The sequence below is a fragment of the Streptomyces sp. NPDC036815 genome (assembly GCF_055609205.1).
In genome coordinates this window covers 1-24085 of the sequence record NZ_JBVJPW010000020.1, presented here as the reverse complement: position 1 = coordinate 24085, position 24085 = coordinate 1, and the positions used below count along the sequence as shown (strand labels likewise).

Here is a 24085-nt window from a genome sequence, read left to right as displayed (position 1 = left end):
CGGCGGGTGCGGCGATCACCGCTTCAGCCACTTCACCTCGTACCCCTTCATCCCGAACCGCTGCCCGTCGACCTCCGCGCCGATCTGCCGGTCGAGGGTGTTCACCACGAGGACCGCCTCGTCGTCGGCGAGCACTCGGACGTCGGGCCGGTCGTCCGCGGCGACCGGCACCTTCTCGTACCGCGTGCCGGGGCCGAACTCCTTGCCGAACCGCTCGACGAGCCGCAGCATCGGCAGCGCGGCGCCGCCCTCGGGCACCCGGGTGGACGTCCAGAGGCAGCCCGCGCAGGCCGTGCCGTTCCTCTTCTGCGGGTTCCAGTAGAAGCCGCTGGTGGCGCCGCCCCGGGCGATCGCCATCAGCCCGGACGCCTGGACGGCGACGCGGTGCGCCTCGGACCAGTCGTCGCGGTCGTCCTGGCTGTCGCCCGGCTCCACGTAGTACTCGGCCCACCACAGGGGAAGGCCACCGGTCCGCGCGCGCAGCCACGTGCCGACGGCCGTGAACTTGTCGGTGGCCCTGAACTCGTCCGGGAGCAACTCGTCGTCCGCGGTGTAGCTGGCGCCGTCGACGACGACGAAATCGGCGCCCGCCTTGTGCTTGTTCCAGTAGTCGAAGGCGTCGAGGGGCCGCTGGTCCATTCGGCCCCAGGGTCCCTTCGGCTCCTTCGCCACGCCCTCGGTCCTGCGCGGGTCCACGCTGTCCATGACCAGGTAGGGGCCGCCGACCAGGATGTCCTCGTCGACCTTCTTGAGCTCCCGGTAGACCAGGTTGTAGAGCTCGGTGTAGCCCTCGTAGTCCCAGCGTCCCTCTTCGTCGTTCCAGAAGCCCTTGAACTCGTTCCACACGAGGAAGTGGCGTACGTCGGGATAGCGCCTGGCGACGGTCGCGGCGAGCTTCGCGAAGTCCTCGTAGTGGGCGCGCTCCGGGGCCTTCTCCAGGGAGGGGCGGCTCCAGTCGGTGTTGTCGGCGCCGGGCTTTCCGCCCTTCATCCAGTCGGGAGCGCAGCACAGCGTCACGACGGGGGTGCCCTCGCTGCCCCGGACGAAGTCCATCCGGCGGTCCATGGCGGAGAAGTCGTAGCGCCCCTTCACCGGCTCCGGGTTGCCCGCGCCCCAGCCCATGATGTGCTGGATCTGCGGGACGGGCCGGCCCTGGCCCGCGAGTTCGGCGCGGACCCGCTCGACGGCGGCGTCCTCCCCGTCGTCCGCGCTGTACTGGGTGTGGGTGAAGCCCCAGCCGACCCGGGGTTCCGCCGCACCCGCCGGGACGGCGGGGGTGCCGTACACCTTGTCGCCGTCGGGGGTGGTGCCCGCGGTGCTGCCCCTGTCGCCGGGCGGCGTGTCGACGAGTGTGATCACCAGGGCCAGTACGACGAGTCCGACGCCGAGCAGGGCGACGAGACGCCACCGTCGTACGCGCGCATTCCACCCATGACGTGCCATCAAGGACCAGGGTATCGGGGCCGGTCGGCGGTGGGGCGGGTTCGGGGAGGCGGGCCGCGACGGCTCCGGGAACGGGACACAAGGGACGCACTGCGGAAATCTGATGCGTGACGGCGGGTGCGTGCCGGATCATGGCGGCATGTCTGCGAACCCACAGGACGCCCTGCCGATCCGGCTCAACGTCGACGACAGCGACTCCCCGTCGGATGTCGTGGACGCGCTCTTCCTCGGCCGTTTCGCCACGGGTGAGCAGCCCTTCTCGCACAGCGCGAACATCGACCGCGTCAAGTCCGGTTCCACGCTGCTGCCGCCCGGGGCCTCGGTCCTGCGCGCGGCCCGCGACGACGACCGCAGCGCGACGCTCGCCGAGGGCGACGGCTGGACCCTGCTCGTCTCGCGCTGGAACCGCGGCGCGGACGTCACGGTGACGGCGACCAGCGCCGAGCTGGCCGAGAAGGTCCTGAAGCAGGCCACGGACGACGCGCAGGACGAGCCCGAGCCCCAGCCGGAGAACGTGACCATGGGCTTCTGGTACGTCTCTCCGCGGCGCGGCCCGCACCGCACCACCCGGCAGATCTCTGCCGGTACGTGGGAGGAGGTGCGGCCCAACTACACGGCGCCGGTCGCCGACGCGATGGACTCGCTGATGAAGACCACGCCCGAGGACATCTCGGGGCGGCTCCTGCTGCTCCACGGACCGCCCGGCACGGGCAAGACCTCGGCGCTGCGCACGCTGGCGCGGTCCTGGCGCGACTGGTGCCAGGTGGACTGCGTCCTCGACCCGGAGCGGCTGTTCAGCGACGTCGGCTATCTCATGGACATCGCGATCGGCGAGGACGACGGGACGGCGAAGGGCCGCTGGCGGCTGCTGCTCCTGGAGGACTGCGACGAGCTGATCCGCGGCGAGGCCAAGCACACGGCGGGCCAGGCGCTCTCGCGCCTGCTCAACCTCACGGACGGGCTGCTCGGCCAGGGCAGGAACGTCCTGGTGGGCGTCACGACCAACGAGGACCTGGAGCGCCTGCACCCGGCGGTGGTCCGCCCGGGGCGCTGTCTCGCCCGCATCGAGGTCGGCGCGCTGACCCGCCCCGAGGCGGTGGAGTGGCTCGGCACGGAGGAGGGCGTGGGCCGCGAGGGCGCGACGCTCGCGGAACTCTTCGCCCTGCGCCGCGGCACGAGCCCCACGTCGGTCCCGGACCAACGGGAGGGCGCGGACGCGGGCTTGTACCTGTAACCGCCCTCGCACCCCTGCCGGGTACGCGGGAAGCAGGCCTACCCCGCGTCGCCGTAGGCCGCGCGCAGCGCGTCCCGTACGGCCGACACCGCGTCCGCCTCGGACAGCCCGAGCCGCCGCACCCGCTCCGCGTACGCCTGCGCCTCGGCCGCCGCGGTCCGGGCCGCCGCGTCGCCGGCCGCGGCGACGAACGTCCCGTTGCGGCCGCGCGTCTCGATGACCCCGTCGGCCTCCAGGGCCCGGTAGGCCTTGGCGACCGTATTGGCCGCGAGCCCGAGCGATTCGGCGAGCCCCCGCACGGTGGGCAGCTTGTAGCCGACCGGCAGCTCCCCCGACCTCGCCTGCCCGGCGATCTGGGCCCGGACCTGCTCGTACGGCGCGTCGCCCGCGCCCCCATCGATGTCGATCTTCAATGTCACGCAGCGATTGTCCCGCACGGTCCGGGCCCGCGGGGACACCCGCGCGCCCCCTCTTCGCCCCGCGGAAAATGAGAGGCAGCCCGCCCGGCCCCCCGCGTACCGTGCGGCTCCATGACTGTGATCGTGCGAGCCCTGAACTCCGACGCCCCGTCCGCGGCCGCGGACGACGCCGCCTTCGCCGCGGTGCGCCGGGCCTGTGTGCCCGCCATGCTCTCCACTCCCGCGTCGGTCGCCTTCGACCGCGCGCAGGCCCATCCGGCTTCCGGCTACCGGCAGTTGATCGCCGAGGTGGACGGCGAGATCGTCGGCACGGCGCAGGTGGGGCTCGCGTACGACAGCCCGGAGCCGGGCCAGGGCTTCGCCAACGTCTACGTCCATCCGGAGCGGCTCGGCCGGGGTGCCGGAACGCTCCTGCTGCGGACCGCCGAGGAGTATCTGGCGGGCGCGGGCGCGCGGACCGTGTACGCGTGGGTGCTCGACTCCCCCGCGAACCTCGCCTTCGCCGCCCGGCGCGGCTACGCGGCGCGGCGCGGCGCGCACTTCCTCCGTCTCGATCTGGCGCACGGCACGCTGCCGCCGCGCGAGGCGCCGCCGGCCGGGGTCGAGCTGGTCAGCGGGTCGGTGTTCGCGCACGACGCGCGGCCGCTCTTCGCGCTCGACGCGGAGACGGTGGCCGACGAACCGAGCGATGTGGCGGCCGAGTTCACGGACTACGAGCACTGGCTCGCCGAGACCTGGCACCACCCGCTGGTCAGCCAGGAGCTGACCACCGTGGCGCTGGTGGACGGCGTTCCCGCGGCGTTCAGCCTGGCCCGTGCGGACGGCGCGGGTCGCTACGCGTCCGGCATGACGGGCACCGCGCGCGCCCACCGCGGCCGCGGTCTCGCCAAGGCCGCCAAGAACGACTCCCTGCACCGCGCCCGCGAGGCCGGGTGCACGGAGGCGTTCACGGGCAACGACGCCGGGAACGAGCCGATGCTGGCGATCAACAAGTGGTTCGGTTACGAGATCTGCGACACGGAGGTCCGCCATGTCCGCACCCTCGGCTGACGCGGTGGAGGAGACGACCACCGTGGAGATCGCGCTGGTGAAGGCGGGCCGGACGAAGATCCGCTATCCGGCGCGCCTGCTGCACGACGACGGCAGCCGCGTCACCGTCTCCGCGCCCTGGGCGGCGCCCGGCGTCCGGGACTTCGGGTTCGTGCGCTTCGAGCCGGGCGACGTCTTCACCGAGCACTACTGGCGCGACCGCTGGTACGCGGTCAAGGAGGTGTACGCCGCGGACGGCGCCCTCAAGGGCTGGTACTGCGACGTGACGCGCCCCGCGGTCCGCGAGGGCGCGCTCCTCACGGTGGAGGACCTCGACCTGGACCTGTGGTGCTCGGCCGACGGCACCGCCGTACTGCGCCTCGACGAGGACGAGTTCGCGGCGAGCGGCCTGTCGGAGGCCGATCCCGCGGCGGCCGAGGCGGCGCTCCGGGCCCTGGACGAGCTGGAGGCGAAGGCCCGCGGCGAGGGCTTCGGGACCATCGGCTGACAGCCCTCGATCAGAAAGCGGGCCGCAACAGGTCTACCGAGTGCTCCGAATGGACATCGGTAAGGCAGGGAGTCGGGAAGCCGGGAGGCCGCCATGCGACGAGTGACCACGCACAAGCCCGCGAGCAAGTCCGTCAGCCGCAGGGTGCGGGAGCGTCAGGAGGCGGAGGTCCGGCCGCGGGAGAGGCCCGAGGTCCGCAAGGACATCCAGCGGACGTGGTGGCCGGACGGCTGAACGGGCGGTGGTGCCGGGTCACTTCTCCGTGAGCCGCTTGCGGTAGTGGATGCGGTCGTAGGGGCCGTCCATCCGGCGCTCGACGACCTCGTAGCCGTACCGGGGGTAGATCTTCTGGTTCTCCCACATCAGCGCGTTGGTGTAGAGCCGTACCTCGATGAGCCCCAGCGCACGCGCGTGCGCGTCCACGAAGGCGAGCAGACGCCGGCCCACCCCCTGCCCCGCGGCATCGGGGTGGACCGCGATCGATTCCAGGAGGAGCCGCCCCTCGTACGGGCGCGGAACGAGCACCAGGAGACCCACCACGGGGTCCCCGGTGACGTACACGAAGCCCGCCGCCACGTCGGCCGCGTGGTCGGCCTCCATCGGGACGGGGACGCGCCCGATGCGTTCGATGTAGTGGTGGTAGGCCGCGTCGGTGACCGCCCGCACGGCGGGCACGTCGGCGGCGGTGGCGAGGCGGATGTCCGTGGAACCCTCGGTGGTGGTCATGCCTCTACGTCTACGTCACCGCGCCGCGACCGCACCACCGCCTTCTTCAACAAGGGCCACGCCACGATCAGGACGATGAGGCCATAGACCGTCACGGAGAACGGCGTGTCGACGAGGCCGGAGACGCTGCCGTCGCTGATCTGCAGGGCGCGGCGCAGCTGTTGCTCGGCGTTCGGGCCGAGGATGACGCCGATGACGGCGGGCAGGACGGGCAGTCCGTAGCGCCGCATGCCGAAGCCGATCAGGCCGATGACGAGCAGGATGACCAGGTCGAGGGAGTCGCCGCCGACCGCGTAGGCGCCGACGGCGGCGAAGAAGAGGATGCCCGCGTAGAGGTGGGGCCGCGGGATGCGCAGGAGCTTCGCCCAGACCGGGGCCAGCGGCAGGTTCAGCGCGAGTAGGAGCACCATGCCGACGAACAGCGAGGCGATGAGGCCCCAGACGAGGTCCGCCTCGCGTTCGAAGAGGAGCGGGCCCGGCTGGATGCCGTACTGCTGGAAGGCGGCGAGCATCACGGCGGCGACGGCGGTCGTGGGCAGGCCGAGCGTCAGCATGGAGACGAGGGTTCCGGCGGCCGAGGCGGAGGAGGCCGACTCGGGGCCCGCGACGCCCTCGATGGCGCCCTTGCCCCACTCCTCCTTGTGCCGGGACAGGCGCTTCTCGGTGACGTACGAGAGGAAGGTGGGGATCTCGGCGCCGCCCGCGGGGATCGCGCCGAACGGGAAGCCGATGAGGGGGCCGCGCAGCCAGGCCTTCCAGGTGCGCTTCACGTCCTTCCTCGCCAGCCAGGGGCGGCCGACCGGGATCGCCTGCCCGCTGGTGCGGCGCAGGTGGGCGGCGACCCACAGGGCCTCGCCGATCGCGAAGAGGCCCACGGCGACGATCACCACGTCGACGCCGTCGGCGAGTTGGAGCGAGCCGAAGGTGAGCCGCTGCTGGCCCGTCATCTGGTCGAGGCCGACGAGTCCGATGGTCAGGCCGATCAGGAGCGAGGCGAGCCCGCGGATACGCGAGGAGCCGAGCACGGAGGTGACCGCGATGAACGCGAGCACCATGATGGCGAAGTAGTCGGGCGCGCCGATGTCGACGGCGAGGTCGGCGACCGTCGGCGCGAGGACCACCAGGAGCGTCGTGCCGATCATGCCGCCCGCGAAGTGCCCGATGGCGGCGGCCGCGAGAGCCTGTGCGCCGCGCCCCGACCTGGCCATCGGGTGGCCCTCCATGGCGGCGACGACGGCCGCGCTCTCGCCCGGTGTGTTGAGCAGGATCGACGTCGTCGAGCCGCCGAACATCGCGCCGTAGTAGATCCCGGCGAACATGATGAAGGCGCCGGTCGGTTCGAGTCCGTACGTCACCGGGAGCAGCAGGGCCACCGCCATCGCGGGGCCGATGCCGGGCAGCACGCCGATCGCCGTGCCGAGCAGGACGCCGACCGCGGCCCACAGGAGGTTGACGGGTGTGAGGGCCGTGCCGAAGCCGTCCATCAGGGAGTTGAAGGCGTTCATGTCACAGCACTCCCATCAGGGGGCCGCCCGGCAGGGGCACGCCGAGCAGGTTGTTGAAGACTTCGTAGGTGACGACGGAGAGCGCGGCGGCGATGAGCGGATCGCGGTCGAGGTGGCGGCTGCCGAGGGCGTAAGCGGCGCCCCAGAAGAGCAGCGCCCCGGCGATCGGGAAGCCTGCGGGTTCGATGAGGACGGCGGTCATGAGGAAGACGCCCGCCAGGAGCAGCACGGTGCGCCAGTCGGCGGGTTCGGAGAGGTCGATGTCCTCGCCGCCCTCGGCCTCGCCGCGTCCGCCGCGCAGGACGTCGACGGCGAGCAGGACGGCGACGACGAGCAGTCCGGTGCCGACGGCGACCGGCACGGTCTTCGGGCCGATGGGACCGCGCTGGGTGAGGTCGACGTCCATGGTGAGCGCGTCGGTGAGGACGAGCGCGCCGAGGGCCAACAGCAGGACGCAGACGCCGAGTTCGGAGTGTTCGCGCAGCCAGGAGCGGCGGTTTCGCGGCTCGTTCGGGAGGTCGGTGGTGGTCACAGCCCCAGCTCCTTCAGTACCGACACGACGCGCCGGTCCTGGGCGCGCAGGAAGTCGCCGAACTTCTCCCCGGTGAGGAAGGCGTCGTCCCAGCCGTTCTTCTTCAGGGACTCGCGCCACTCCGTGGAGGCGTGCAGCTTCCTGACGAGCCCGGTGAGCTTCTCGCGCTCGGCGTCGGTGAGTCCTGGCGGGGCGACGATGCCGCGCCAGTTGGTGAAGTCCACGTCGTAGCCGGACTCCTTGAGGGTGGGCCCGTCCAGGCCCTTCACCCGCTCGGGTCCGGTGACGGCGAGCAGCCGCAGCTCGCCCGATCTGATCTGGTCGAGGTACTCGCCGACTCCGGAGACGCCGAAGGCGACCTTGCTGCCGAGGATCGAGGCGAGCAGTTCGCCGCCGCCGTCGAAGGGCACGTAGTTGACCTCCTTCGGCTCGATGCCCGCGGCGCGCGCCATCAGCATCGGGGCCAGGTGGTCGGGCCCGCCGGGCGACGAGCCGCCGCCGACGGTGACCTTGCCGGGGTTCTTCCGCCAGGCGTCGACGAGCTGGCCGATGGTCTCGTACGGGGAGCTCTTGGCGACCACGACGACGTCCTGCTCCTCGGTGAGCCGGGCGATCGGTGTGGTGTCGGCGAGGGTCTTCGGGGAGTGGTTGGAGCGGGCGGCGCCCACGACGCCGAGGCCCATGGACATGGCGAGCTTGCCGTTGCCGTGCTCGCCGACGAGGCGGGTGAGGCCGACGGTGCCGCCCGCGCCCGGCAGGTTGAACACCTCGATGTTGTGGGTGAGTCCGGCGTCCTCGGCGTTCTTCGCGGCGGTGCGTGCGGTGATGTCGTAGCCGCCGCCCGGCGTGTTGGGCACCATGAGGCGCAGCCCGGGGATCCGCGTGCCGGTCCCGGCGCCGCTGCCCGGGGTGAGCAGCGGCGGCGCCACGAGGACGAGGAGTGCGGCCCCGAGCAGGGCGAGGGGGGTGCGCAGGCGCACGTGTGCCACCACCTGTCGGTAGTCGGGTGTGAGGTGGCCCACATGTTGCCCGCGCGTCGATGACCTGTCTCCCTTCCGGAACCAACGGACGTTGTGGTCGTTGTGGTCGCGCCCATAGCCTGCGGCGATGACAAGGGTGCTGGTCGTGGACGACGACTTCATGGTCGCCAAGCTGCACAGCCGGTACGTCGCGGCGGTGGAGGGCTTCACCGTGGCCGGGGTCGCCCACAGCGGCGCCGAGGCGGTCGACGCGGTGCGGCGCCTCCGCCCCGACCTCGTCCTCCTGGACGTGTACCTGCCCGACATGGACGGCATCGCCGTCCTGCGCGAGCTGCGCGCCGCCGAGGAGCGCGAGCCCTCGTGCCGCCCGGTGGACGCCCTGTTCATCACGGCCGCGCGGGACGCGGAGATCGTCCGGGCGGCGCTGCGGGCCGGTGCGCTGCACTATCTGATCAAACCGTTCAACCAGGCGGCCCTGCACGAGCAGTTGCGGCACGTGGCGGCGCTCCGGGCCCGGCTCGACGGCCTGCGGGAGGCCCGCCAGGAGGACGTCGACCAGCTCTTCGGCACCCGCCCGCCCGGCTCCCGCGAACTCCCGAAGGGCCTGGCCGCCCACACGGCGGAACTGATGGAGCAGACCCTGCGCGACCACCCGTCCGGCCTCTCCGCGTCGGAGTGCGCGCGGGCCGGTGCCCTGTCCCGGGTGAGCGCACGCCGCTATCTGGAGTTCTTCGTGACCACGGGACGCGCGGAGGTGACGCTGCGGTACGGGGGGACGGGGCGGCCGGAGCGGCGGTACCGGTGGGTGGGGTGAGGGCATTTCGGGCACGACCTGAGCGGAGTCCGAAGGCTTCCTTAACCGCACCATAAGGATCACCGTTTACCGCTCCCAGCAGGGGATTTCGCGGATTTCAGGGGCTAGCTTTCTGGTCGCCGGGGCGATGACGAACCGTCGGTGCCGCTGGTGCTCGGGGGGCTGTGCCGCCCGTTCGCCGTCGCCCCGTGTCCCCCAACCGCTGCTTGAGGAGAGCCCCCATGACCGCCCGCCGCAAGATCGCCGCGTTCGCCGCCGCCGGTGTCGCCCCGCTCACCCTGACCGCCCTGTCGACCGCGCCCGCCGCCGCGCACGGCTCGATGACGGACCCGGTCAGCCGGGTCTCCGCGTGCTTCCAGGAGGGCCCCGAGTCCCCGAAGTCGGCCGCCTGCAAGGCAGCGGTCGCGGCCAGTGGCGCGCAGGCCTTCTACGACTGGAACGCGGTGAACGTCGCCAACGCCGCGGGCAAGTCGAAGCAGATCATCCCCGACGGGAAGCTGTGCAGCGCCGGGAACGACAAGTACAAGGGCCTGGACCTGCCGCGCGCCGACTGGCCGTCCAGCAAGCTGTCCGCGGGCAACCACACGTTCCGCTACAAGGGCACCGCCCCGCACAAGGGCTCCTTCGAGCTGTACATCACGAAGGACTCGTACGACCCGGCCAAGCCCCTGAAGTGGTCGGACCTGGAGGCGAAGCCGTTCGTCGACGTCGCCGACCCGAAGATGGAGAACGGCGACTACGTCTTCGACGGCAAGGTCCCCGCCAAGTCGGGCCGCCACCTGATCTACTCGATCTGGCAGCGTTCGGACTCCCCCGAGGCGTTCTACACCTGCTCCGACGTCGTCTTCGGCAAGGACTCCGGCGGTTCCGGCGCCGCTCCCGCCCCGGCCGCCTCCGCCCCTTCCGAGCAGGAGATCGCGGCGGGCGCCGACAAGTCCACCGTCGAGCACCACGGCCACGGGGACGCGAACGCCCACACGGGTGCCGAGGCCACCGGTGCCGCTCCCGCGGCGGACACGGCGGACACGGCGGACGAGGCGGCCGGGGACAACCGGCCCGAGGTGAACGGCGGCGCCGAGAAGCCGGTCACCGCGGCGCACGACAACCTCGCCGAGACCGGCGGCGACAGCACCACCCCGTACCTCGCGATCGGCGGTGCCGCCGCCCTCGCCGTCGGCGCCGCGGCGATGTTCGGCACGACGCGCCGCCGCGCGGCCGGCCGCCACGGGCGCTGAACGGGCCGAGTACGGCAGAGGGCCGTCGCCTCCCCGCAGTCGGGGGGCGGCGGCTCTCGTGCGTCGCGTGCCGGGGTGGGGACAGGCCGGGTCAGGACAGGCAGGTGCTGGGGGTCGCGTGGGCCGGGTCCAGCGCGTTCGCCACCTCGTGGTGGGCGACGCGGTCCAGGATGCCGATCGCCACGTGCTCCGAGAGGGCGACGGGGCACAGGTCCTGCAGGGTCACGTTGCGCACGCCGGGGCCGTCGAGGAACTGGGTGCGGTACGGGGTGACCACCTCGTCGTACCGGGTGGCGATGACGGTGTAGCGCACGCCGGGGACCGTGTCCCCGCCCGCGTTGAGCTTGGTCAGGAAGGGCGATCCGGCGATCTGGTCGGCGAGGCCCGGGGTGTTCGTGGTCAACAGGTCCTCGACGCCGGGGAAGTACGGCAGCAGCTTGGTGAGGCCGAGCAGGGTGGTGCCGTGGTTGTCGGGAGCGAGGCCGATCATGGCGTTCACCTTCTGGGCGCCGCCGAGGAACTTGAGGTAGTAGCGGGGCATCATGCCGCCCTGCGAGTGGCCGACGAGGTCCGCCTTCTTCGCGCCCGTCGAGGCGAGCACCTTGTCGACGAAGCCGTCGAGCTGCCCGGCCGACTTGTCGATGGGTCCGAGCCCGTTGAAGAAGGGCACGCCCGGCAACTGGCCGTAGTCCAGGGAGAAGACGCAGTAGCCGCGCTGGACCAGGTAGGGCGCGAGGACGAGCCAGTTGTCGACGGAGTTCCCGAACGTGCCGTGCACGAGGACGACCGGGCGGGGGTGGGCGGCGGACGGCTTGCAGGAGTCGTCGTTCCAGCCGCTCGACGAGGCGGACGTCCCGGCCGGGGCGGTCGACGCGGCGGCCGTGGCCACGGGGGTGAGGGTGGCCGCGCCCGTGACGAGCAGGGCGGCCGCGAGCGCGCGCAGCGCGCGTCTCCAGGGCAGCATCGTGTGATCTCCTTGCGGCTCAAGGGAGTTGCGGGGGGGGGAGGTACGACCTGCGACCCGGATCAGCAGGATGCCGTGCTCACGTCAAATTACGCGCCGGTAGGTGAAGAGTGAAGCGGCGCGACGGCAAAAGTTCCAGTGATCACTGGCACGGTCGCAGCGCGGCGGCCGGAGCGGGGCCCCGGCGCATCGAAGGCCGTTGTCAGTGCCCCCTCATAGAGTGAAATCACTCGCCAAGCCGCCGGGAGAAGGAGCAGAACCATGTCCGCCAACAGGATCCAGCACAAGGTGAATCACGTCGCGCTGGTCGTGGACTGTTCGGGTTCCATGCGTCCGCACCAGAGCCAACTCGTGCGCGTCGTCGACGAGTTCGTGGCGGGACTGAAGGCCGAGTCGGACAGCCTCGGCCACGAGACCCGGATCAGCCTCTACTCCTTCGACCACCGGGTGGAGAACCTGGTGTGGGACATGGACGTGAAGCACCTGCCGTCCATGCGCGGCCTGTACCGCGTCAACAACGGAGCCACCGCCCTCATCGAGGCCTCCCTGAAGTCCCTGGACGACCTGGGACACATATGGGAGGAGTACGGCGAGCACAGCTTCCTCCAGATCGTGGTGACGGACGGCGAGGAGAACGCCTCCGGCGGCGACCGGCGCCACGACGGCGACATGACCATCCTCGGCCCCTGGCTGGACCGGATCACGGCGACGATGGGCGGGCTGCCGGAGCACTGGACCTCCGCGATCCTCGTCCCGAACTCCCTGGCCAAGCGGACCGCCCAGAACTACGGCTTCCCGGCGGGCAACATCGCCATCTGGGACGCGGACTCCACGGAGGGCGTCGAGGAGGCCATCGGCACCGTGCGCGCCGCCGCCACCAGCTTCCTGCGCGCCCGCGAGCAGGGCGTGCGCGGCACGAAGAACCTGTTCGCCGTCGGCCAGGACATCTCGGTCGACGAGGTCCGGGCGAACCTGGAGCCCATCCCGGCGAACAAGTACCGGCTCCTGAAGGTCGACAAGGAGGCCGAGATCCGCCCGTTCGTCGACTCCCACCCGGGCGTGACGTACGAACGCGGCTCCTGCTACTACCAGTTGGGCGCCCGCGCCCAGGTCCAGCCGGACAAGGAGGTCATCGTGGTCGAGAAGGACACCGACCGCGCCTACACGGGCGACGCGGCGCGCAGCCTGCTGTTCGGCACGGGGATCCAGGGGACCGTATCGGTGAAGGCCGGGAACAACCCCGAGCTGGAGGTCTACGTGCAGAGCCGTTCGGTGAACAGGAAGCTCAAGCCGAAGACGCGGTTGCTCATCATGGTCTGAGGCGTGGTCCGAGGCACGCGGCCCCGGCAAGCGCGGAGCCGGTAAGCGCGGGAACCGGTCACGCCGCCAGCGTCCCCGGCACGATCGCGCCGGGGCCGAACTTCTTCCGCGCCCGGTCGGCCACCTCCTCGATCCGGCGGGCCTTCTCGTCCACCGGGTCGAACGTCAGCTGGTGGGCGGCGCGTTCGGCGGGCCCGATCCCCTCGGCGCGCAGGGACACGGCCCGCACCCGGGCGCGCTGCAGGCCGAGCGTCTCGTACATGCGGTAGGCGGCCGCGGTCAGCGCGGCGGAGTGGGCGGTCGGCTCGGGCAGGGTCCGGCTCCGGGTGATCGTCGAGTATCCGGTGCGGTCCGCGTAGCGCACGGTGAGGGTCAGCGTGCGGCACACCTGGGCCTCCCCGCGCATCCTGACGCCCAGCTCCTCGGCGCCGGAGAGCAGGGCGCGGCGGTGCCGGGAGGGGTCCAGCTCGTCGCGGGGGAAGGGGCGTTCGACGGCGACCGAGCGCGCGGCGGCGTTCGGCACGACCAGGGTGCGGTCGACACCCCGTGCCTTCTCGCGCAGCTCGCGGCCCGCGCGGGCGCCGACGAGCCGCTGCAGGGTGGACAGGGGCGCGGCGCCAACCTTCTCCAGGGTGTCGAGGCCGTACTCGCAGAGGGTGCGGGCGGTGGCGCGGCCGATCCCGGGCAGCTCGCCGACCGGCCGCCCCGCGAGGAACTCCGCCACGCCGTCCGCCCCTTCGGGCACCGCGCGGGTCGTCCCCGGCGCGGCCCCCCGCGCGGCCATCCGCGCCAGCATCGGGCCGGGCCCCGCGCCGATCGCGCACTCCACCCCGTACAGCGCGAGGGCCCGTACCCGGATCAGCGCGGCGAGTTCGACGGCGCCCCGCCGGAAGTACCGGCGCGCGCCGCGCACGTCGACGAGCGCGGCGTCCGGCGGGAGCGCCTCGACCTGCGGGGTGAACTCGCCGAGCAGAGCGATGAGTTGCGGCAGCACGGCCTCGTACATGGGCGGCAGCAGGAAACGCACGTAGAGGGTGGTGGTCCTGTTGTTCATCCCGCGCTCCCCGGACTCCGGTGCCACAACTTCCTGCCGCTGCCCGCCGGCCCCTCGCCCGCCGGGCGCAGATCCGCCCAGGGGTGCATCTCGTATCCGTTGGCCAGCCGGATGCGGCGACCGCCGGCCGGGCCCGGCTCCTCCTCGGACGCGGGTCCGGGCTCCGGTTCCGCCAGGCGCCGCGCCACCGCGTCCAGTCCGCCCTCCTTCCGCGTCTCCACCAGGTCCGCCAGGTTCCACGCCGCCGCGCCCACCACGCTGAGGCTGCGCGGTCCGCGGCGCTGCACCACGCCGCGCACGAGCAGCAGCCAGGAGTGGAAGACGGTGTGCGCGCACCGCTCGTGGGCGTCGTCGAAGAAGGCCAGGTCGACCAGGCCCGTGCCGTCGTCCAGGGTGGTGAAGATGACGCGTTTGCCGGAGCGGATCGGCGGGGTCTGGGTGGCGGCCTTGGCGCCCGCGACCAGGACGGTCGCGCCGTGTTCGGCCTCGCGCAGGCGACGGGCGCTGAACACGCCGAGCTCCTCCAGGAAGCCGCGGTGATCCCCCATGAGGTGGCGCGAGGAGTCCATGCCGAGGACGCCCAGTTCGGCACTGAGCCGTTCCGCGTCGTCCAGGTCGGGCAGGCCCGCGGGGGCCGTCTTCCGCCCGTCGGCCAGGGGCAGTTGGGCACCGGCCGCGCCCCGTGCGCCGCGTCGCAGCTCGGCGAGGTGCAGTTGCAGGTCGCGGCGGTTGGCGCCGAACGCGTCGAGCGCGCCGACCTGCGCGAGCCGTTGCGCGACCGGCTTCGAGGGCCTGGCGCGCTCCCAGAAGTCGACGAGCGAGGCGTAGGGCTGTCCGTCGGCGATCCGCGCGGCCTCGGCCTCGCTGATGCCGTGCACGTCGCTGAGCGCGAGGCGCAGGCCCCACCGGTCCGGAGCCGCGCCGGAACCGGACGCCGAGTCGGAACCGGACACCAGTTCGATACGGTGAGCGACCGCGGACCGGTTCACGTCAAGCGGCAGGATCGGCACCCCGCGCCGCCGCGCGTCCGCGAGCAGCAGCCGCTTCGGGTACATGCCGGGGTCGTGCGTGAGCAACCCGGCGTAGAAGGCGGCCGGATGATGGGCCTTCAGCCAGGCCGACTGGTACGTCGGCACGGCGAAGGCCACCGCGTGCGCCTTGCAGAAGCCGTACGAACCGAAGGCCTCGACGATCTCCCAGGTGCGGCCGATCGTCTCCGCGTCGTACCCCCTGGCCGCCGCGTGCTGCGCGAACCAGAAGCGGATCCGCCCCTGCGAATCGGGGTCGGAGAGCCCGCGCCGCACCCGGTCCGCCTCGTCGCGTCCGCAGCCGGTCATGATGTTCACGATCTCGATGATCTGCTCGTGGAAGACGACGACGCCGTACGTCTCCTTCAGCGGCTCCGTCAGGTCCGGGTGCGGGTAGCGGACGGGCGCGCGGCCGTGCCGGGACTCGATGAAGGGCCGCACCATGTCGGCGGCGACCGGCCCCGGCCGGAACAGCGAGATGTCGACCACCAGGTCGTGGAAGGTCGCGGGCTGCAGCCGCCCGACCAGGTCCCGCTGGCCCGGCGACTCGATCTGGAAGCAGCCGAGCGTCTCGGTGGACTTGATGAGCCGGTACGTCGCCGGATCGCCCGGCGGGACCTGGCGCGGGTCGTCGAGATCCACCACATCGCCCGTGGCCCGCTCGACCTCCGCCACCGCGTGCGCCATCGCCGACTGCATCCGCACGCCGAGCACGTCCAGCTTGAGCAGGCCGAGGTCCTCGACGTCCTCCTTGTCGAACTGCGACATGGGCAGGCCCTCGCCGCTGGTCGGCACCACGGGGGTGCGGGCGAGCAGCGAGGCGTCGGAGAGCAGCACCCCGCACGGGTGCATGGCGACGCCGCGCGGCAGCGCGTCAAGCGCCTCGACCAGCTCCCACAGCCGGTCCCTGCCGCCCAGCTCCGCGGCGATCTGCCGCAGTTCGGGCAGCTCCTCCATCGCGGCGCGGGCGTCGCGCGCGCGGACGTGCGGGAAGGCCTTCGCGATCCTGTCGATCTCGGCCGGGTCCATGGACAGGGCGGCACCCACATCGCGTACGGCGTGCCGTACGCGGTAGGTCTCTGGCATGGCGACCGTCGCGACCCGCTCGGTGCCGAAGCGGCCGATGATCGCGCGGTAGACCTCCAGACGGCGGGCCGACTCGACGTCGATGTCGATGTCCGGCAGGACGTGCCGCCGCTTGGACAGGAACCGCTCCATGAGCAGCCCGTGCTCGACGGGGTCGGCGTGCGCGATGCCGATGAGGTGGTTGACCAGAGACCCCGCGCCGGAGCCGCGCGCCGCGACCCGGATGCCCAGGTCCCGTACGTCGTCGACGACTTGGGCGACGGTCAGGAAGTAGGAGGCGTAGCCGTGGTGGCCGATGATGTCCAGCTCGTGGTGCATCCGCTCCCAGTACGCGCGGCGGGTGTCGTAGCCGCGCCGCACCATGCCCGCCGCCGCCCGTGAGGCGAGGACGCGCTGCGCGGTGCGGCGCCCGGCGCCGACCAGGTGCGGCTCGGGGAAGCGCACGGACCCGATGCCGATGTCGTCCTCGGGGTCGACGAGGCACTCGGCGGCGGCCGCCCGCGTCTGTTCGAGCAGGCGGTGGGCGGTGTCGCCGCGGAAGCCCGCCGCCTCGACGACGCGCTCGGCGACGCGCAGCATGTCGTCCGCGCCCTTCAGCCACCGTTCGCCGCTGTCGAGCTCCTTGGTCGGGTCGACCGGGACGAGGCGGCGCGCGGCGTCGAGGACGTCGGCGACGGGACCCTGGCCGGGGTCGGCGTAGCGCACGGCGTTGCTCAGCACGGGACGTACGCCCTGCTCGGCGGCGAAGCCGACGGTGCGCGCGGCGAGCCGCAGCGAGCCGGGGCCCGTGCCCTCGCGGCCGTGCCAGACGGACTCCAGGCGCAGCGCGTCGCCGTAGCGCTCGCGCCAGGGGGCGAGGAGGCGGGCGGCGCGGTCGGGGCGGCCCGCGGCGAGCGCGCGCGCCACGTCGGATGCCGGGCCGAGCAGGACGGTCAGGCCCTCTCCATGGTTCTCCTGCCACGGCAGGACGGGTGGCCCGCCGGCGGCGTCGGCGCGGTGTGCCGCGGTGATCAGACGGCAGAGCGCGGCCCAGCCGGTGGCGCCGTCCCGGGCGAGGAAGGTGACGCGCGGGGCCGACTCGTCGACGAAGGCGCCGCCGCGCACGGGGGCCCGCCGCCGTGCGCCGGTCTCCGGGGCGGGCGCCCCCACGGCGAGCTCGGCCCCGAACAGCGGCCGTACGCCCGCCTTGGCGCAGGCCTTGGCGAACCGGACGGCGCCCGCGAGGGTGTCCCGGTCGGTGAGGGCGAGGGCGTCCATGCCCCGCTCGGCGGCGCGCTCGGCGAGCCGCTCCGGGTGCGAGGCCCCGTACCGCGGGGAGAACCCGGAGACGGTGTGCAGATGCGTGAACCCTGACACACGCACCTCCTGGCACCCCGAACCGATCCGATCTCACATCCCCCGTCTCCACCATAGACCAGTTTCGAACTTACGTACGACACATACGTTCGATTCATGATCGAGGGCCGCCCCGCCCCCTTCCTGTCGTCCGTTCGGCCCATCCCACCTGCGAGAACGCCCGCGGCCCCCGAGCGTTGAGGCATGAGCTTCGCCGACGAATTCAAGAGCGCCGTCACCCCGCGAGCAGCCCTGCTCGTCATCGGCGTACTCGCCCTGCAGCTGCTGTTCATCGCCTCCTACGTGGGGGCCCTGCACCATCCGAAACCCAAGGACGTGTCCTTCGGAGTGGTCGCCCCCGGCCCCGCGGCCGAGCAGACGGCCGACCGTCTGAAGAAGCTCTCCGGCGAACCGCTCGACCCCCGGGTCCTCAAGGACGAGGCCACGGCCCGCCGCCAGATCATGAACCGCGACATCGACGGCGCCCTGCTCGTCGACCCGAAGGGCACCAACGACACCCTCCTGGTCGCGTCCGGCGGCGGCACCGCCCTCTCCAGGACCCTCACCGAGCTCGTCTCCGAGGTCGACGCGGCCCAGAAGCGCACGGTGAGGACCGACGACGTGGCCCCCGCCTCCGGGCAGGACTTCAACGGCCTCTCGTCCTTCTACCTGGTCGTCGGCTGGTGCGTCGGCGGCTATCTGTGCGCGTCGATCCTCGCGATCAGCGCGGGCTCCCGCGCCGCCAACGTGCCGCGCGCGGTCATCAGGCTCGGCACCATGGCGCTCTACTCGATCGTCGGCGGACTGGGCGGCGCGGTCATCATCGGGCCGATCCTCGGCGCCCTGCCCGGCAGCGTCCTGGGCCTGAGCGGCCTCGGCGCCCTGGTGATCTTCGGAGTTGGCGCGATCACGCTCGCCCTGCAGGCGCTCACCGGCATCGTGGGCATCGGCCTGGCCGTCCTCCTCATCGTCATCGGCGGCAACCCGAGCGCGGGCGGCGCCTTCCCGCTGCCGATGCTGCCGCCCTTCTGGCAGGCGATCGGGCCCTGGCTGCCGCCGGGCGCCGGCACCTGGGTGGCCCGCTCCATCGCCTACTTCGAAGGCAACTCGATCACCCGCGCGCTCCTGGTCCTCTCCGCCTGGGCCGTCGTCGGCGTCGTCGTCACCATCGCCCTGTCCGCCCGCCGCAGGACGCCGCACAGCAGCTCGATCGACCTCAGCGGCACGAGCTACGGCAGAGGCATCGGGTGACCTGAGCCCCGCCCCGGCCCCGGCCTTCGCCCTCCCGGGGGTGAAGGTCAGACCGCGTGCTGTCAGACCCGGGTGCGAGGCTGGAACGCATGATCCGCACACTCGCCGTCGAGAACTACCGCTCCCTGCGCAAGCTGATCGTCCCGCTGGACCGGCTGAACGTGATCACGGGGGCGAACGGCACGGGCAAGTCCAGCCTGTACCGCGCCCTGCGGCTGCTCGCCGACTCGGCCACGGGCGGCGCCGTCGCCGCCCTCGCCCGCGAGGGCGGCCTGCCCTCCGCGCTCTGGGCCGGCGAGCGCAAGGCGGAGCCCGCGGGCCTGAAGCTGGGCTTCGCGGGCGACGAGTTCGGGTACGCGGTCGACTTCGGCCTCCCCCAGTCCAGCGGCGCGGGCCCCGGCGGCGCCCCCTCCATGTTCGCCCTCGACCCCGAGATCAAGCGCGAGTCCACCTGGGCCGGGCCCGTCCTGCGGCCCGCCTCGCTGCTCTGCGACCGCGCGGGCCCCGCCGTGCGCACCCGTACGGCGGACGGCGGCCGGCACCGCACCCAGGGCATCCGTCCGTACGACAGCATGCTCAGCGAGTTCGCCGACCCGCAGCTCGCGCCCGACCTGCTGCGGCTGCGCGAGCTGATCCGCTCCTGGCGGTTCTACGACCACGTGCGCACCGACGCCGACGCACCCGCCCGCGCCGCCCGCGTCGGCACCCGCACCCCCGTCCTCGCCCACGACGGCGCCGACCTGGCCGCCGCCCTGCAGACCATCCGCGAGACCGGCGACGACCGGGCGCTCGACGACGCGGTGGACGACGCCTTCCCGGGCAGCCGGGTCCGCGTCGTCGACAACGGCGGACGCTTCGAACTCCAGCTGCACCAGCGCGGCCTGCTGCGCCCCCTCGGCCCGGCCGAGCTGTCCGACGGCACCCTGCGCTACCTCCTGTGGGCCGCCGCGCTGCTCACCCCGCGCCCGCCCGCCCTCCTCGTCCTGAACGAGCCGGAGACGAGCCTGCACCCGGACCTGCTGCGCCCCCTCGCCGACCTGATCGTCGCCGCGACGCGGGACACGCAGATCGTCCTGGTGACCCACGCCCGCCCCCTCGCCGAGGCGGTGGCCAAGGGCGCGGCCCGCCACCGTGTCGACGTCAACTCCATAGAACTGCTCAAGGAGTCGGGCCGGACGACGGTGGCGGGCCGGGAAGGCTTCCTGGACGAACCGCTGTGGTACTGGCCGAAGCGGTGAATCCGGACCCGCGGGTCGTCAGTGGCCGGTCGCGCGGTTCCCCGCACCCCTGCGGGGCCCGTCCCCGTAGTACGCCCGCCGCATGATCCCCTCCATCTCGGAGAGCATCGGCATGCGGGGGTTGGCGGGCGCGCACTGATCGGCGTACGCGTTCATCGCCTGCTGCGGCAGAGCGGCGATGAAGGCCTCCTCGTCCACGCCCTCCTCGGCGAAGGACGCGGGGATCCCGCACGTGGCACGCAGCTCCTCGACGGCGCGTGCATAGGACTCGACGCCCTCCTCCGGGGAAGCCGCCGCCAGGCCCAGCGTCCGGGCGATCTCCTGGAACCGCTCGGGCGCCCGGTAGACCTCCGCCTTCGGCCACGGCGTCGCCTTGCCGGACACCGTGCCGTTGTGCCGGATGACGTGCGGCAGCAGGAGCGCGTTGGTGCGGCCGTGGGAGACGTGGAAGGTGTTGCCGAGGGTGTGGGCCATGGCGTGCACCAGGCCGAGGAAGGCGTTGGCGAAGGCCATGCCCGCGACGGTCGAGGCGTTGTGCATCCTCTCGCGCGCCTCGGGGTCCGCGGCCCCGTTCACGACGCACCGCTCCAGGTTCCCGAAGATGAGCCTGATCGCCTGGAGGCAGAGGCCGTCGGTGTAGTCGTTGGAGTAGGCGGAGACGTACGCCTCGGTGGCGTGGGTCAGCGCGTCGAAGCCGGAGTCGGCGGTGACCGTCGGCGGGAGCCCCATCGGCAGGACCGGGTCGACGATCGCCACGTTCGGGGTGAGCGCGTAGTCGGCGAGGGGGTACTTCCGGGCGGCCGCCGGGTCGGAGATGACGGCGAAGGGGGTGACCTCGCTGCCCGTGCCCGAGGTGGTCGGGACGGCCACCATCCGCGCCTTCGCGCCGAGGCCGGGGAACCTGAAGGCGCGCTTGCGGATGTCGAAGAACTTCTCCTTGGTGTCCGCGAACTCGACCTCCGGGTGCTCGTACATCAGCCACATGATCTTCGCCGCGTCCATCGGCGAGCCGCCGCCGAGCCCGATGATCGTGTCGGGGCCGAAGTCCCGCATCAGCGCGGCCCCGGCCCGTACCGTCGCGAGCTCCGGGTCCGGCTCGACGTTGTCGATGACCTGGACGGTGACGGCCTCGGGGCGGGCCGCGAGGATGTCGGTCACACGGGCGACGAACCCGAGCTCCGACATGGTCCTGTCCGTCACGATCGAGACGCGTCCGATGCCCTCCATCTCCCCCAGGTACCGCAGGGAGTTGCGCTCGAAGTAGATCTTCGGAGGGACCTTGAACCACTGCATGTTGGTGTTGCGCCGTCCGATCCGCTTGATGTTGACCAGGTTGACCGCGGAGACGTTGCCGGACACCGAGTTGTGTCCGTAGCTGCCGCAGCCGAGGGTGAGCGAGGGCAGGAAGGAGTTGTAGACGTCGCCGATACCGCCGAAGGTGGAGGGCGCGTTGACGATGACGCGGACCGCCTTGACGCGTCTGCCGAACTCCTCGGCGAGCTCCTCGTCCTCGGTGTGGATGGCGGCGCTGTGCCCGAGGCCGTGGAACTCGACCATCCCGGCGGCCAGTTCGAGGCCGTGCTCGGTCGAGTCCGCCTTCAGGGCGGCCAGTATCGGGGAGAGCTTCTCGCGGGTGAGCGGCTCGCTCTCGCCGACCTCCGCGCACTCGGCGACGATGACGGAGGTGCCCTCGGGCACGGCGAACCCGGCCTGTTCGGCGATCCACCGCGGGGACCTGCCGACGACGTCCGCGTTGAGCTTCGCGCCGGAGCAGTTCTCGGCGAAGGCCGTCGTGCCGAAGACGAACTCCTCCAGCTTGGTCTTCTCGGCCGCCGTGACGACGTACGCGCCGAGCCGCTCGAACTCCGCGAGCCCCTCGGCGTAGATCTCCGCGTCGAGGATGACGGCCTGCTCGGAGGCGCAGACCATGCCGTGGTCGAAGGCCTTGGAGAGCACGATGTCGTGCACGGCCCGGCGCAGCTTGCCGCTTCGGGTGACGTACGCGGGGACGTTCCCGGCGCCGACGCCGAGCGCGGGCTTGCCGCAGGAGTAGGCGGCCCTGACCATCGCGTTGCCGCCGGTGGCGAGGATCGTGGAGACGCCCTCGTGGTGCATGAGGAGACCGGTGGCCTCCATCGAGGGCTCCTCGATCCACTGCACGCAGTCCTCGGGGGCGCCCGCCTCGACCGCGGCGTCCCGCACGACGCGGGCGGCCTCGGCGGAGCAGCGCCGGGCGCTCGGGTGGAAGGCGAAGACGATCGGGTTGCGGGTCTTCAGGGCGATGAGCGCCTTGAAGACGGTGGTCGAGGTCGGGTTGGTCACCGGGGTCATCGCGCAGACGACGCCGACCGGTTCGGCGATCTCGGTGACGCCGTTCAGCTCGTCGCGGGAGACGACACCCGCGGTCTTCAGGCCGCGCATCGCGTTGACGACGTGCTCGCAGGCGAAGAGGTTCTTGACGGCCTTGTCCTCGAAGAGGCCGCGGCCGGTCTCCTCGACCGCCTGCCGCGCCAGCTCCCCGTGCCGGCCCAGGGCGGCCAGCGAGGCCTTCGTGACGATGTGGTCGACACGCTCCTGGTCGTACGCCTCGAAACGGTCGAGCGCGACGAGCGCCCTCGCCACCAGTCCGTCCACCATCTCCTTGGCCTGCATGACAGGTTCTCCTTCGATGAGACCTTTTTCCGTGCCACCTCGATTCGACACCCGTACGAGCGGTCGGAGCGCCGGAAAAGGGCCTCGCGGGGCAGGTCGAAGGTCCTGCCTGGGCGCGCCCCGGGAAAAAGCCCCGCCCCCGCGTTTCGCGGGGGCGGGGCGGAGGTTTCCGGTCGGGCTCAGCCGATTTCCGCACCGTAGGCCGACAGGGCCTCCGGCACCGGCTGGAAGAACGTCTCGCCGCCCGCGGAGCAGTCGCCGCTGCCGCCCGAGGTCAGCCCCAGCGCGGTGTCGCCGGCGAAGAGCGCGCCGCCGCTGTCGCCGGGCTCGGCGCAGACCGTGGTCTGGATCAGGCCGTGCACCTGGCCCTCCTGGTAGTTCACCGTGGCGTCGAGCGCGGTGACCTCACCGTCGTGGACCTGGGTGGTGCTGCCGCTGCGCGTCACCTTCTGGCCGACCGTGGCGTCCCCGGCCTTGCTGATCGCCTGGGTGCCGCCGTAGAGGTTCACCTCGCTGGGGTGCGGGGTGTCGGCCGTGTACTTCACCAGGGCGTAGTCGTTGTCGGGGAAGCTCGACTCCTGCGTGGTGCCGATCTCACCGCCGCCCTGCGCGTCGGACCAGCTCTTCACCGCGTTGCCGCAGTGGCCGGCCGTCAGGAAGTACGGCTCGCCGCCCTTGACGACGTTGAAGCCGAGCGAGCAGCGCGAGCCGCTCCCCCAGATCGCGTCGCCGCCGGCGATGAAGGCCTTGTACTCGCCCTTGCTCCGCTTGAGTTCGGCCTTGCCGCCGAGCTTCTTCACGACCGCGCCGACCTTGTCGAGCGCGGCGCCCTCGACCGTGCGGTCCGCCGTGACGACCACCTTGTTGGTCGCCGGGTCCATCGCCCACGAGGTGCCGGGGACGGCGGCCCTGTCGTCGAGCGTGGCGCGAGCGCTCTTCAGCTCGGCCAGGGAGTTCTCGACGATTCTCGCCCTGCCGCCCGCCGACTCGACCGCGTCCGCCGCGCTCTTGTTCAGCACGTTCACGACGAGGGACCTGGCCTTGGCGTCGTAGTACGTTCCCGCGGCGTCCGCGCCGAGGTCCTTGCCGAGGGCCGAGGCGAGCTTTCCGGCCTTCGCCACGGAGAGGGTGTCCGGCGTGGGGGCCGGGGAGTTCTCGCTCGCGTTCGCACTCTGGAAGGTGATTCCCGCGGCGACCAGCGCGGCGATGCCCGCGCCTGCCACGGCGGCACGGCGCTTGGGTATGCGTCGGTGCTTCAAAGCTCACGACCTCCTGTGGGGGGAACGGTCCGTCCGGCGTGGGGGCCTGACGGACCGCAAGGCTTACGCGGCACGGAGTCGCCACGCTGAAGAAGCCGCGTCCATGCCAATTTGGCCCGGCCCACTATCCCGATGCCCTCAGGTCGCACACAAGGTCTACTTCCGGACGCGCACGTGGGAACGATCGCGCGCCCCCTGTGCGTCGGGCGGGCAGGTCCCGCCACGTCGGTTCCCTCTGCAAACACCGCGCGCGAGGAAGGATCGTCAGCCTGTGAGGACTAGTCCTGTCCGGTTCTCGCCCCTCCGGAGGGCTCCGGACCCCCCGCTTCCGCGCCCCGCGCACCGGATTCCGGCAGCTTCGCGGGCGGCGCCTGCTGGGCCCGTTCCAGGAAGCGGAGGAGTTCGACGGGGAAGGGCAGGACGAGGGTGGAGTTCTTCTCGGCGGCGACGGCCACCACGGTCTGCAGGAGGCG

The 24085-nt window shown here is 72.4% G+C and carries 20 protein-coding genes and 1 pseudogene; 9 read left to right on the top strand and 12 right to left on the bottom strand.

Annotation, left to right across the window (positions count from 1 at the left end; translation table 11 throughout):
* Nucleotides 1-15: 15 nt before the first annotated feature.
* Nucleotides 16-1443 (bottom strand): xylan 1,4-beta-xylosidase, encoded by a 1428-nt coding sequence (locus ACZ69I_RS30590; RefSeq protein WP_470835808.1) that lies wholly within the window; start codon nt 1441-1443, stop codon nt 16-18.
* A gap of 139 nt (nt 1444-1582) precedes the next feature.
* Between ACZ69I_RS30590 and ACZ69I_RS30585 the strand changes: the two genes are divergently transcribed.
* Complete coding sequence (locus ACZ69I_RS30585; RefSeq protein WP_467680591.1) at nt 1583-2677, top strand: DUF5925 domain-containing protein; 1095 nt, start codon at nt 1583-1585, stop codon at nt 2675-2677.
* 38 nt (nt 2678-2715) lie between these two features.
* Here ACZ69I_RS30585 and ACZ69I_RS30580 read toward each other — a convergent pair whose 3' ends face one another.
* Nucleotides 2716-3096 carry a GntR family transcriptional regulator gene (locus ACZ69I_RS30580; RefSeq protein ID WP_389717026.1) on the bottom strand — a complete coding sequence of 127 codons (381 nt, stop codon included), beginning with the start codon at nt 3094-3096 and terminating at the stop codon, nt 2716-2718.
* Between the two features lie 111 nt (nt 3097-3207).
* Here ACZ69I_RS30580 and ACZ69I_RS30575 point away from each other — a divergent pair, with 111 nt between their 5' ends.
* The 3 genes from ACZ69I_RS30575 to ACZ69I_RS30565 all read left to right on the top strand — a co-directional run bounded on the left by ACZ69I_RS30575 (nt 3208) and on the right by ACZ69I_RS30565 (nt 4867).
* Nucleotides 3208-4146 carry a GNAT family N-acetyltransferase gene (locus ACZ69I_RS30575; RefSeq protein ID WP_467680588.1) on the top strand — a complete coding sequence of 313 codons (939 nt, stop codon included), beginning with the start codon at nt 3208-3210 and terminating at the stop codon, nt 4144-4146.
* Nucleotides 4127-4633: a ribonuclease FAU-1 family protein gene (locus ACZ69I_RS30570; protein WP_470835807.1), complete on the top strand. Its 507-nt coding sequence runs from the start codon at nt 4127-4129 to the stop codon at nt 4631-4633. The genes ACZ69I_RS30575 and ACZ69I_RS30570 overlap by 20 nt, the downstream gene beginning before the upstream one ends.
* A gap of 93 nt (nt 4634-4726) precedes the next feature.
* Complete coding sequence (locus ACZ69I_RS30565) at nt 4727-4867, top strand: hypothetical protein (protein WP_361728517.1); 141 nt, start codon at nt 4727-4729, stop codon at nt 4865-4867.
* Nucleotides 4868-4885: 18 nt separating this feature from the next.
* On the opposite strand, the gene ACZ69I_RS30560 is transcribed toward ACZ69I_RS30565, so the two are convergent.
* From ACZ69I_RS30560 to ACZ69I_RS30545, 4 genes are read right to left on the bottom strand one after another with little or no spacing between them, the layout of a single operon-like run.
* On the bottom strand, nt 4886-5359 hold the full coding sequence (locus ACZ69I_RS30560) for a GNAT family N-acetyltransferase (RefSeq protein ID WP_467680583.1): 474 nt from the start codon (nt 5357-5359) through the stop codon (nt 4886-4888).
* Entirely contained in the window at nt 5356-6864 is a 1509-nt protein-coding gene (locus ACZ69I_RS30555; protein WP_467680582.1) for a tripartite tricarboxylate transporter permease, read from the bottom strand. The genes ACZ69I_RS30560 and ACZ69I_RS30555 overlap by 4 nt, the downstream gene beginning before the upstream one ends.
* A gap of 1 nt (nt 6865) precedes the next feature.
* Nucleotides 6866-7396, bottom strand: a complete 531-nt coding sequence (locus ACZ69I_RS30550) for a tripartite tricarboxylate transporter TctB family protein (protein WP_467680580.1) — start codon at nt 7394-7396, stop codon at nt 6866-6868.
* The gene (locus ACZ69I_RS30545) at nt 7393-8376 is read right to left on the bottom strand and encodes a Bug family tripartite tricarboxylate transporter substrate binding protein (protein WP_470835913.1); all 984 of its coding nucleotides are present in this window, start codon (nt 8374-8376) and stop codon (nt 7393-7395) included. Before ACZ69I_RS30545 ends, ACZ69I_RS30550 begins: the two co-directional genes overlap by 4 nt.
* A gap of 127 nt (nt 8377-8503) precedes the next feature.
* Here ACZ69I_RS30545 and ACZ69I_RS30540 point away from each other — a divergent pair, with 127 nt between their 5' ends.
* Both ACZ69I_RS30540 and ACZ69I_RS30535 read left to right on the top strand, forming a co-directional pair.
* On the top strand, nt 8504-9190 hold the full coding sequence (locus ACZ69I_RS30540; RefSeq protein ID WP_467680578.1) for a response regulator: 687 nt from the start codon (nt 8504-8506) through the stop codon (nt 9188-9190).
* 221 nt (nt 9191-9411) lie between these two features.
* The gene (locus ACZ69I_RS30535; protein WP_470835806.1) at nt 9412-10425 is read left to right on the top strand and encodes a lytic polysaccharide monooxygenase; all 1014 of its coding nucleotides are present in this window, start codon (nt 9412-9414) and stop codon (nt 10423-10425) included.
* Nucleotides 10426-10516: 91 nt separating this feature from the next.
* Here ACZ69I_RS30535 and ACZ69I_RS30530 read toward each other — a convergent pair whose 3' ends face one another.
* Complete coding sequence (locus tag ACZ69I_RS30530; protein ID WP_470835805.1) at nt 10517-11389, bottom strand: esterase/lipase family protein; 873 nt, start codon at nt 11387-11389, stop codon at nt 10517-10519.
* Between the two features lie 261 nt (nt 11390-11650).
* Between ACZ69I_RS30530 and ACZ69I_RS30525 the strand changes: the two genes are divergently transcribed.
* Nucleotides 11651-12709: a vWA domain-containing protein gene (locus ACZ69I_RS30525; protein ID WP_467680572.1), complete on the top strand. Its 1059-nt coding sequence runs from the start codon at nt 11651-11653 to the stop codon at nt 12707-12709.
* Between the two features lie 58 nt (nt 12710-12767).
* Here ACZ69I_RS30525 and ACZ69I_RS30520 read toward each other — a convergent pair whose 3' ends face one another.
* Together ACZ69I_RS30520 and ACZ69I_RS30515 are read right to left on the bottom strand one after the other, a co-directional pair.
* On the bottom strand, nt 12768-13763 hold the full coding sequence (locus ACZ69I_RS30520) for a DNA polymerase Y family protein (RefSeq protein ID WP_470835804.1): 996 nt from the start codon (nt 13761-13763) through the stop codon (nt 12768-12770).
* Complete coding sequence (locus ACZ69I_RS30515) at nt 13760-17233, bottom strand: DNA polymerase III subunit alpha (protein ID WP_470835803.1); 3474 nt, start codon at nt 17231-17233, stop codon at nt 13760-13762. Before ACZ69I_RS30515 ends, ACZ69I_RS30520 begins: the two co-directional genes overlap by 4 nt.
* A 183-nt stretch (nt 17234-17416) precedes the next feature.
* Here ACZ69I_RS30515 and ACZ69I_RS30510 point away from each other — a divergent pair, with 183 nt between their 5' ends.
* Nucleotides 17417-18463: a DUF3533 domain-containing protein gene (locus tag ACZ69I_RS30510; protein ID WP_470835802.1), complete on the top strand. Its 1047-nt coding sequence runs from the start codon at nt 17417-17419 to the stop codon at nt 18461-18463.
* 89 nt (nt 18464-18552) lie between these two features.
* Nucleotides 18553-19701 (top strand): AAA family ATPase, encoded by a 1149-nt coding sequence (locus ACZ69I_RS30505; protein ID WP_470835801.1) that lies wholly within the window; start codon nt 18553-18555, stop codon nt 19699-19701.
* Between the two features lie 18 nt (nt 19702-19719).
* On the opposite strand, the gene adhE is transcribed toward ACZ69I_RS30505, so the two are convergent.
* From adhE to ACZ69I_RS30490, 3 genes and pseudogenes are all read right to left on the bottom strand, one after another.
* Nucleotides 19720-22353 carry a bifunctional acetaldehyde-CoA/alcohol dehydrogenase gene (gene adhE, locus ACZ69I_RS30500; protein ID WP_470835800.1) on the bottom strand — a complete coding sequence of 878 codons (2634 nt, stop codon included), beginning with the start codon at nt 22351-22353 and terminating at the stop codon, nt 19720-19722.
* A gap of 179 nt (nt 22354-22532) precedes the next feature.
* Nucleotides 22533-23612: a S1 family peptidase gene (locus ACZ69I_RS30495; protein WP_470835799.1), complete on the bottom strand. Its 1080-nt coding sequence runs from the start codon at nt 23610-23612 to the stop codon at nt 22533-22535.
* 278 nt (nt 23613-23890) lie between these two features.
* Nucleotides 23891-24085 (bottom strand): annotated as a pseudogene (locus tag ACZ69I_RS30490) (slipin family protein); the annotation flags it as partial.

What these genes read in the sequence shown, in the direction of transcription:
- ACZ69I_RS30535 (WP_470835806.1), top strand. Translation starts at nt 9,412, where the DNA reads ATGACCGCCCGCCGCAAGATCGCCGCGTTCGCCGCCGCCGGTGTCGCC.
- ACZ69I_RS30575 (WP_467680588.1), top strand. Translation starts at nt 3,208, where the DNA reads ATGACTGTGATCGTGCGAGCCCTGAACTCCGACGCCCCGTCCGCGGCC.
- ACZ69I_RS30555 (WP_467680582.1), bottom strand. Translation starts at nt 6,864, where the DNA reads ATGAACGCCTTCAACTCCCTGATGGACGGCTTCGGCACGGCCCTCACA.
- ACZ69I_RS30590 (WP_470835808.1), bottom strand. Translation starts at nt 1,443, where the DNA reads ATGGCACGTCATGGGTGGAATGCGCGCGTACGACGGTGGCGTCTCGTC.
- ACZ69I_RS30565 (WP_361728517.1), top strand. Translation starts at nt 4,727, where the DNA reads ATGCGACGAGTGACCACGCACAAGCCCGCGAGCAAGTCCGTCAGCCGC.
- ACZ69I_RS30585 (WP_467680591.1), top strand. Translation starts at nt 1,583, where the DNA reads ATGTCTGCGAACCCACAGGACGCCCTGCCGATCCGGCTCAACGTCGAC.
- ACZ69I_RS30560 (WP_467680583.1), bottom strand. Translation starts at nt 5,359, where the DNA reads ATGACCACCACCGAGGGTTCCACGGACATCCGCCTCGCCACCGCCGCC.
- ACZ69I_RS30525 (WP_467680572.1), top strand. Translation starts at nt 11,651, where the DNA reads ATGTCCGCCAACAGGATCCAGCACAAGGTGAATCACGTCGCGCTGGTC.
- ACZ69I_RS30530 (WP_470835805.1), bottom strand. Translation starts at nt 11,389, where the DNA reads ATGCTGCCCTGGAGACGCGCGCTGCGCGCGCTCGCGGCCGCCCTGCTC.
- ACZ69I_RS30540 (WP_467680578.1), top strand. Translation starts at nt 8,504, where the DNA reads ATGACAAGGGTGCTGGTCGTGGACGACGACTTCATGGTCGCCAAGCTG.
- adhE (WP_470835800.1), bottom strand. Translation starts at nt 22,353, where the DNA reads ATGCAGGCCAAGGAGATGGTGGACGGACTGGTGGCGAGGGCGCTCGTC.
- ACZ69I_RS30505 (WP_470835801.1), top strand. Translation starts at nt 18,553, where the DNA reads ATGATCCGCACACTCGCCGTCGAGAACTACCGCTCCCTGCGCAAGCTG.
- ACZ69I_RS30570 (WP_470835807.1), top strand. Translation starts at nt 4,127, where the DNA reads ATGTCCGCACCCTCGGCTGACGCGGTGGAGGAGACGACCACCGTGGAG.
- ACZ69I_RS30520 (WP_470835804.1), bottom strand. Translation starts at nt 13,763, where the DNA reads ATGAACAACAGGACCACCACCCTCTACGTGCGTTTCCTGCTGCCGCCC.
- ACZ69I_RS30510 (WP_470835802.1), top strand. Translation starts at nt 17,417, where the DNA reads ATGAGCTTCGCCGACGAATTCAAGAGCGCCGTCACCCCGCGAGCAGCC.